At 64.5% G+C, this 7,466-nt stretch carries 10 protein-coding genes; 4 read left to right on the plus strand and 6 right to left on the minus strand.

The features are described from left to right. Positions 1–89: 89 nt before the first annotated feature. The 4 genes from Q0X68_RS06075 to Q0X68_RS06090 form a co-directional block, all read right to left on the minus strand. Positions 90–440, minus strand: coding sequence for an iron-sulfur cluster assembly accessory protein (locus tag Q0X68_RS06075; RefSeq protein WP_108869820.1), 351 nt, complete (start codon positions 438–440; stop codon positions 90–92). Between the two features lie 73 nt (positions 441–513). Next, positions 514–1,314 carry a glycerate kinase gene (locus Q0X68_RS06080; protein ID WP_297748991.1) on the minus strand — a complete coding sequence of 267 codons (801 nt, stop codon included), beginning with the start codon at positions 1,312–1,314 and terminating at the stop codon, positions 514–516. 8 nt (positions 1,315–1,322) lie between these two features. Further along, a complete protein-coding gene (locus Q0X68_RS06085) occupies positions 1,323–1,628 on the minus strand; it encodes a PspA-associated protein PspAA (RefSeq protein WP_297748994.1) in 306 nt (101 codons plus the stop codon). Continuing rightward, positions 1,625–2,452, minus strand: coding sequence for a PspA/IM30 family protein (locus tag Q0X68_RS06090; RefSeq protein ID WP_297748997.1), 828 nt, complete (start codon positions 2,450–2,452; stop codon positions 1,625–1,627). Before Q0X68_RS06090 ends, Q0X68_RS06085 begins: the two co-directional genes overlap by 4 nt. A 177-nt stretch (positions 2,453–2,629) precedes the next feature. On the opposite strand from Q0X68_RS06090, the gene Q0X68_RS06095 reads away from it, so the two are divergent. The 3 genes from Q0X68_RS06095 to Q0X68_RS06105 all read left to right on the plus strand — a co-directional run bounded on the left by Q0X68_RS06095 (position 2,630) and on the right by Q0X68_RS06105 (position 5,278). After that, entirely contained in the window at positions 2,630–3,277 is a 648-nt protein-coding gene (locus tag Q0X68_RS06095) for a DUF3043 domain-containing protein (protein ID WP_297749000.1), read from the plus strand. Continuing rightward, a complete protein-coding gene (locus Q0X68_RS06100) occupies positions 3,277–3,483 on the plus strand; it encodes a hypothetical protein (protein ID WP_297749003.1) in 207 nt (68 codons plus the stop codon). Before Q0X68_RS06095 ends, Q0X68_RS06100 begins: the two co-directional genes overlap by 1 nt. Before the next feature lie 310 nt (positions 3,484–3,793). After that, on the plus strand, positions 3,794–5,278 hold the full coding sequence (locus tag Q0X68_RS06105; protein WP_297749005.1) for a leucyl aminopeptidase: 1,485 nt from the start codon (positions 3,794–3,796) through the stop codon (positions 5,276–5,278). Positions 5,279–5,308: 30 nt separating this feature from the next. Here Q0X68_RS06105 and Q0X68_RS06110 read toward each other — a convergent pair whose 3' ends face one another. Together Q0X68_RS06110 and Q0X68_RS06115 are read right to left on the minus strand one after the other, a co-directional pair. Further along, on the minus strand, positions 5,309–6,526 hold the full coding sequence (locus Q0X68_RS06110) for an AGE family epimerase/isomerase (protein ID WP_297749007.1): 1,218 nt from the start codon (positions 6,524–6,526) through the stop codon (positions 5,309–5,311). Position 6,527: 1 nt separating this feature from the next. Further along, the gene (locus Q0X68_RS06115; protein WP_297749010.1) at positions 6,528–6,857 is read right to left on the minus strand and encodes a hypothetical protein; all 330 of its coding nucleotides are present in this window, start codon (positions 6,855–6,857) and stop codon (positions 6,528–6,530) included. A 179-nt stretch (positions 6,858–7,036) separates the two neighbouring features. Between Q0X68_RS06115 and Q0X68_RS06120 the strand changes: the two genes are divergently transcribed. Continuing rightward, on the plus strand, positions 7,037–7,466 hold a 430-nt coding region (locus tag Q0X68_RS06120), incomplete at its 3' end, for a biotin/lipoyl-containing protein (protein WP_297749013.1).

Genomic DNA, 7,466 nt, shown 5'->3' on the forward strand with positions numbered 1-7,466 from the left:
CGCATAAAGGCACCCCCGGGTGAAGTGATTCAGCCCGGGGGTGCTAGTTGTTCACAATTTCGTTGCGTGCGACGTCGCTTTCGTGGCGATTAGTGGAACGAATCGCCACATGCGCAGGAGCCCGTCGCGTTCGGGTTGTCGATGGTGAATCCCTGCTGCGAGATGGTGTCGACGAAGTCGATCGATGCACCTCCCAGGTAGGGCGCGCTCATTCGGTCGGTGACTACCTTCACGCCTTCATAATCGGTGGCCTGGTCGCCATCGAGTTCACGATCGTCGAAATACAGCTGGTAACGAAGGCCGGAGCAACCGCCGGGCTGCACAGCAATGCGCAACGACAGATCGTCGCGACCCTCTGCTTCGAGCAGAGCACGCACCTTATCGACGGCCGCTTCCGTGAGGGTAACGCCGGTTGGTGCATCAGTCTGGGTTTCAGTCACGCTGACTCCATCAGTAGGGGTGTTGAACGCGCCCCAGTGTACGTGGCTGTCGACGCGACTCCAAGCACTTCCCTTATTCGAACCGCCAGGTGCGCGCCACACGCTCCGCCAGTGCTGCGAGGTCACTCTCTTCGACGGTGCGTGGATCGTCGCCGGTGTGCACCGCGTGGGCGGCTTCGATACCGGACAGACGCAGTTCGCGCGACGACACATAGTTGCGACCGCAGACCACGATCACGGGGCGCAGCGCTTCCTCCGCGATCCGCACAACACGTTCGACGAGCGGCCCGCCGCGGGTGTGGAAGTCGAGGTCAGTGCATCCCGTGACGATGAGGTCAGCCTGGGTGGCCGTCTCCGCGAAGCCGGTGCGTTCCACGGTGAGTTCGAGCGCGCTGGTCAACCGCACGCCCTCACGCAGCAACAGTGCGCCGAACCCGTCGACGGCTCCCACGCCCGCACCGTCGTCCACGCCCAGCGCTGCGAGCCATGCGCGCGTTTGGGCGTCCGCGGCGAGGCCGGCGGCAAGATCGTCGCCGCGCTCACGGGATCGTTGCACGGCCGTGCCTGCGAGTCCCGTCAACGGCACCTCGACGTCCGAATCGGTCACCACGGCCACGAAACGACGCCCCGCGATCGCTTGCGTGGCGCGCTCCGCGTCGGCCAAGCGAAACTCCAGCTGCCTCAGGTCGACGACGTCGGCCCCTCGTGCCAGCACGTCAGCAAGCTCATCGAGTGTGGAAGGCGCAGGCCAAGATGCCTCGAGGTCTACCACGGCAACCTCGGCACCTTCAGCTTGAAACGCCCGGGCGACGACGACGGATGCCGCGTGAGACTCCAGCGCGCCGACCGCGCCGGATGCGACGAGTACCCGCACCCTGCCTGCTACTCCTGGACTTCGTCCGGCAGCAAACCGCCGTAGTAGTCGCGGGTGGCGTCGAGCACGAGCTTGACGTCGTCGAGGCTGGCCGTCGGGTCGGGCAAGACGACGTCAGACTCAGCCAGCACATCGTCGGGCACCGGAGAGCCCAGTTCTTGGATGCGGGTGAACAGCTCCTGCAGCACCTCGCGCATCGCCGCTTCGTCACCGGCCTCGACCGTGCGCTCCAGACGCTCATCGATTTCATTCAAACTCGTGAGGGAGTCGACGTCGATGGTCCACTGCCCCTCGCCCATGACTCGGATGATCACTGCTGAGGCTCCCCGTACGGATCTGCGACGGAGCCTTCCTGAGCGGGGGCCTGCTGCGGCGTAGCCCCCTGGACCTGGCTCGGCGTTGCATTCGGCGCATCGATTGCGGCAGGCTGCGCAGGCGCACCACCCGTGAGCTGTGCCTTCATCGAGGCGAGCTCGTCCTCCACCGACGAACTCGACGCCAGCTGGTCAAGCTCCCGAGTGATGTCGTCTTGGCCGAATCCATCCTCCAGCGCGCCCGAGGCAACCAGCTCATCGACGGCAGATGCGCGGGCCTGCAGCTCCAGCGTCTTGTCTTCTGCACGCTGAATGGCGAGACCGATATCGTTCATCTCCTCGCCAATGCCGGTGAACGCCTCATTGATGCGGGTCTGCGCCTCGGCGGCGGAGTAGGTAGCCTTAATGGTCTCCTTGCGAGTGCGGAAGGCGTCGACCTTCGCCTGCAGGCGAGAACTCGCGCGAACGAGCTTCTCCTCTTCCTGCTGCAACTGAGCATGCTGCGCCTGCAGCTCTGCGAGCTGCTGCTGCAGGCCCGACTTACGGGTAAGCGCCTCGCGGGCGAGATCTTCCCGGTTCGATTCCAGTGCACGCTGCGCCGCCGACGTGAGGCGGTCAATCTCCTGGTTCAACTTGCTGGCTTGGAGCTCCACCCGCTTGCGGCTGGTGGCCACATCCGCGACACCGCGGCGCACGTTCTGCAAAAGCTCCAGCTGTTTCTGGTACGAGTAATCGAGCGTTTCACGGGGGTCCTCATACTGATCCAAGGCTTTGTTGGCCTTGGAGCGAAACACCATCGCAATGCGTTCAAAGATGCCGGCCACGAAAACTATCCTTCCGAAGGGGTCTGCCACATCAAAGGTACATGGTGCCAAGCAACAAGCTCGAGCGAACCCAGTAAATCTTTTTCTGCCGGGCACCCGACGCAGACTTCGAGCACCAGAGCGCAACCGGTAGAATGCAGCTTCGCCAATATCGTTCACCACTGTGAGGTAGTACGCGTGGGACTCTTCCGCCCCTATGAACGCTCTGACAAGTCCACCCGGGCACGCACGTCAACCGTGCCCGAAAAGGTGAAGAAGGCCCCCGACACGAACGCGGCAACGTCCACGGATGCGCAGGAGCCGACGTCGGCCCCCGCCGGCAAGAAGGTGGTTCGTCGGGGCGCGAAAACCGGGCCCACCCCCACCCGCAAGGAAGCGGAAGCGGCGCGCATGGAGCGCCTGCATCCGAACCTCAGCAAGAAAGAGCGTAAGAAGGCAGAGCGTGAGGCTCGGTATAAGGCTCAAACTGAGGCTTGGGAGCGCGTCGAGAAGGGCCCCGAACGCACGTTGCTGCGCGACTTCGTCGACACCCGCTGGACGCTTGCCGAGTTCATGATGCCGTTCATGCTCATCATCCTGGCGGCCATGTTCGTGTTCATGGCGAATGTTGAGATCACCACGATCATCGCGTTCCTGCTGTGGGGATTCTTCTTCGCCACCCTCATCAATATCTGGATCATGTGGCGAAGTTTCAAGAAGCTCCTCGCTGAGCGTGTGCCCAACGCGCACACCAAGGGCCTGCTCATGTACATGATGAACCGCGCGATCATGATCCGACGCTTCCGTCGCCCTCTGCCCCGAATCAAGCGAGGAGATCCGATCTGATGAGCTATCACTGGGAACCCGCCACCGGTTCGTTCGACCGCGAGGAGCTCGAGCGCAACGACCTCCTGAAACGCTTCGACTCCAAGGAAGCCGCCGAGGAGTGGATGTCGCTGTTCTACGACGACTTAGTGAACCTCGGGGTCGCTGAGGCCACCCTCATGGAGGAGGACAGGGTCGTCTACGGCCCCATGTCGCTGCTTCCCTGATCGCACCAGCAATACGACGCCGAACACCGTCGCTATCGCACCGATCCCAATGACGAACGGGGTCTGCTCGCGCACGGTGCGGATGCGCTGCTCGTAGGTTTGCAGCTTCTCGTCAGTGTTGACCTCCGTGTAGGTCGATCCATGGCATACGTCGCCTGGCCCCATTTCCACTTCACCGCAGTGCGTCGTCGGATGCACGTAGGCCACCACACCCCAGCAGGTGATGGCCAAGGCCGCTGCGATGAACAACCAGTAGGCGATTCGTTTTCCCATGAAGGCAAAGTTACCCCGTCCTAGATAGGGTGGGAGAATGCACGATCTCTCGTTGGAACTCTCGAAATCTGTACCCAAGGACGCCGACGTGGTCATCGTCGGCCTCGCCACCGCCGGCGACGCAACCTCACTCGTGGGCGGCACTTCCGAACTCGACAAGGCCTACACGAAGGCGTTCAACGCCAATGTCTCGACGCTGGCCGCTGCCATGCACGCGTCGAGCGCACTGGAAAAGGTGACGGTGTTGCCGGAGGCCGACGGCGTCCGCGCGGTCGTCGTCGGGCTGGGTGAACCCGACGTGGCACCCGCCACGCTGCGTCGTGCCGTCGGCGCGGCGGCACGCGCGGTCATCGGGCTGCCCGACATGGAAGGGCTCACCGTCGCGGTGTCGCTGGAACTCACCGACCCCGAGCTGCTGCAGGCCGCCGCGGAGGGCGCGGCGCTCGGCGCCTACCGTGTGCAGAAGGTCACAGGGCAAGGAACCCCTGAGCCGATCGCCAAGATCGCCGTCGTCGGCCCCTCACGCCTCGGTGACGCGCTCGTCGATGCCAAGGCGAACATCCGTGGCGTCTACCAGGCGCGCGACTGGTCGAACACCCCGCCCAATCTCCTCTACCCCGAGTCCTTCGCCGAGGCCGCGAAGGCGTACGTCAAGGATGAGCGGATCACCGTCGAGGTGCTCGACGAGAAGGCCCTGGCCAAGGGCGGATATGGCGGCATCCTCGCCGTCGGCGGCGGCTCGGAGCACACGCCTCGCCTGGTGCGGTTGAGCTACGCACCGCGCGGCGCGAAGTTCCACCTGGCGCTGGTGGGCAAGGGCATCACGTTCGACTCCGGCGGCCTCGACATTAAGCCGCCCGCCAGCATGCTCGGCATGCAGATGGACATGTCGGGCGCCGCCATCGTGATTGCCGCCATTCGCGCAATCGCGGAACTGGGCGTCAAAGTGCAGGTCACCGCCTACGCGGCGATGGCCGAGAACATGCCGTCGGGCAGCGCCTACCGCCCGAACGACGTGCTCACCATGTTCGACGGCCAGACGGTTGAGAACTACAACACCGACGCCGAGGGCCGTCTCGTCATGGCCGACGCCATTGCCCGCGCGGGCACCGACAAGCCCGACATGATCGTCGACGTGGCCACCCTCACCGGCGCCTGCATGGTGGCTCTCGGCTCGCGCATCGCCGGTGTGATGTCGAACTCCGAGGACGCGACGGACCGCGTGCTGGATGCCGCCGAGGCTGCCGGTGAGGAGTTCTGGGAGCTGCCCATCACCGACCACATCCGAGAGCAGATCACCTCCGACATCGCAGACTTCCGCTCGGGCGGCAAGAGTCGCTACGGGGGCGCACTCGTCGCAGGTGCGTTCCTGGAGCGCTTTGTGCCCGAGGGCATCGCATGGGCGCACCTCGACGTGGCGGGCCCCGCGGATACTGACGAGGCCTTTGGCTACACCCCGAAGGGTGGCACGGGCGTGGCCGTGCGCACCCTCGTGGCGCTCGCGCAGCAAGCCGCGGAGTAACCCGGCAGGGGCGACGCGGCTAGATGCCGCTCAGCGACGGGCAAGATGCTTGGCAAGCCCTTCGTTGAGCGGCATCTGTGCGTAGAGGGTGGCTTGCAGCACGTGGTAGAGGTCTGGTTTGCCGTCCCAGGTGCGTTTGGTGGGCTGCAGATCGTCGTCGAGTTCGGAGAACCAGGAGCCGCGCTCGTGGTCGACGAGGTGTTCGTCGGCGAAGGTCCACAGCCGCTCGTACCACGTCGCGTATTCGGGCTTGGAGGTGGCCAGGTGCAGCACGTGCGCTGCGCCGATGGCCTCCGCGACGCCCCAGAAGAAGCGGTTGGAGATCACCGATTTGCCGTCCCAGTCGACGGTGTACGCGAAGCCACCTCCGGGCAGCCATGCATCCGCGACGGCGCCCTGGAATAGCTCCTCCGCCGCAGGAATGAGCCATTCGATGTCGGGACGGATGCCTGCGATCTGTACGCAGAGTTTCGCCCATTCCAGCCAGTGCCCAGGCGTGGAGCCGTACGGACGGAATGGGTGGGCGGGCTCGTCGCGGTTGTACTCGGGCACGGGCTGCCACTGCTCGTCGAAGTGCTCGACGAGGCGGTGTGCCGCGGGGCGCCCGGATTCGAGCTGCCCCTTGGCGAAACGCTCCGCGAGGCGCAGCACGCGATCGAAGAGGCGCTCGTCGCCGGTGGCCTCGTACGCAGCGAGGAACGCTTCGGTGAGGTGCATGTTGGCGTTCAGCCCTCGGTACGGGTCGGCGGTGGTGAACGCGCGGTCGAATTCGTCGATGCCAGCGCCGTCAGCCTCTATCCAGTAATGCTCGTCGATGAGGCGAAGAGCTTCGTCGAGCAGCGCCTGAGCGGGCTCGATGCCGGCGGTGATGGCGCTGGAGGAGGCGAGGATGACGTGCGCGATGCCGTAGAGCTCCTTCGCGTCGTTGCACCCATCGGAGTTGACTTGGGAGAACCAGCCACCGAACTCCGCGTCGCGGCCTTGGCCCAGCAAGTATTCGACGCCGTGACGGGCCACGTCGAGGGCGCCGTCGCGGCCTAGCAGGTGCAGCAGAGAGAAGCAGTGCACCATGCGCGCGGCAATCCAGAGGCCCTTGCCCTGCTCGGGCTTCGGGGAGGCGTCGTCGCCGAGCCAGAAGTAGCCACCTGCAGGGTCGACCACATTGGGCTGGTAGAAGTCGACGAGGCGCTTGCGGTGATCGTCCAACCACTCCAAGTGCTCTGGCGTCCCCCACGTGTACTTGCCCATGTCAGCTCCGTTTCTTTCGTAGTCCGTATTCGCGCATTCGCTGAGGGTAGGGCACCACTCCCGCGTCGTAGCAGGGGATGTCTTGTTCGTCGGCGAATGCGTATCCGTATTCTTCGCTGGGCACGGCCCGCCTGGTGGATTCACCGTCGTAGGCGACGAGCAGCAGGGAGGCCTTGTTGAACGAGGTTGGGCGTTCTACCCACGCCTCGACGCCCCGTCGGGTACGACAAAACTCGACGAGGTGGTCGTACGAAGCGACTTGCAGCTCCTCGGCAACCCGTTGCTCCTGGGCCTGCTGTTTGCGTCTACGGAACCAACCCACAAGGGCCATTATGGCGTACCTCCATACCCAGGGTGCGACGACGGTGCGCCCCTCGTCGGACGAGGTTGAGGTGGGCGATACTCTGGGGTTGACTGTCGTATTGTGCGACGGCACTTCCTTGCACATGCGCGATCAAACGGATATAGGCTGAGTACCAAGAAGCGGCAAACCAAAGGAGCAAGCACACAATGTCTACCGAAGTAACCCTTCCTGCGCTGGGCGAATCGGTCACCGAGGGCACCATCTCGCGTTGGCTGAAGTCCGTCGGCGAAACCGTCGAGGCAGACGAGCCCTTGCTGGAAGTCTCCACCGACAAGGTCGACACCGAAATCCCCAGCCCCGTCTCCGGTACCCTGCTCGAGATCCGTTTCGAAGAAGACGACGTCGCCGAAGTAGGCGCTGTGCTCGCCATCGTCGGAGATGAGTCGGAGAGCAGCTCGGCCCCCGCTGACGACTCCCCTGCGCAAGACGACGCCCAGGAGTCGCAGCCTGAGCCGGAAGCCGCGCCCGAGCCTGAGCCCAAGGCTGAGAAGCCTGCGAGCGGTGGATCTGCCGCAGCTGGCACCGAAGTAACCCTTCCTGCGCTGGGCGAATCGGTCACCGAGGGCACCATCTCGC

The organism is uncultured Tessaracoccus sp. (assembly GCF_947286155.1).
In the GTDB taxonomy this organism is placed as follows: domain Bacteria; phylum Actinomycetota; class Actinomycetes; order Propionibacteriales; family Propionibacteriaceae; genus Arachnia.

Bases quoted from the DNA above. Each gene is read 5' to 3' on its own strand.
- Q0X68_RS06110 (WP_297749007.1), bottom strand. From the start codon at position 6,526: ATGGGCAAGTACACGTGGGGGACGCCAGAGCACTTGGAGTGGTTGGAC.
- Q0X68_RS06105 (WP_297749005.1), top strand. From the start codon at position 3,794: ATGCACGATCTCTCGTTGGAACTCTCGAAATCTGTACCCAAGGACGCC.
- Q0X68_RS06100 (WP_297749003.1), top strand. From the start codon at position 3,277: ATGAGCTATCACTGGGAACCCGCCACCGGTTCGTTCGACCGCGAGGAG.
- Q0X68_RS06115 (WP_297749010.1), bottom strand. From the start codon at position 6,857: ATGGCCCTTGTGGGTTGGTTCCGTAGACGCAAACAGCAGGCCCAGGAG.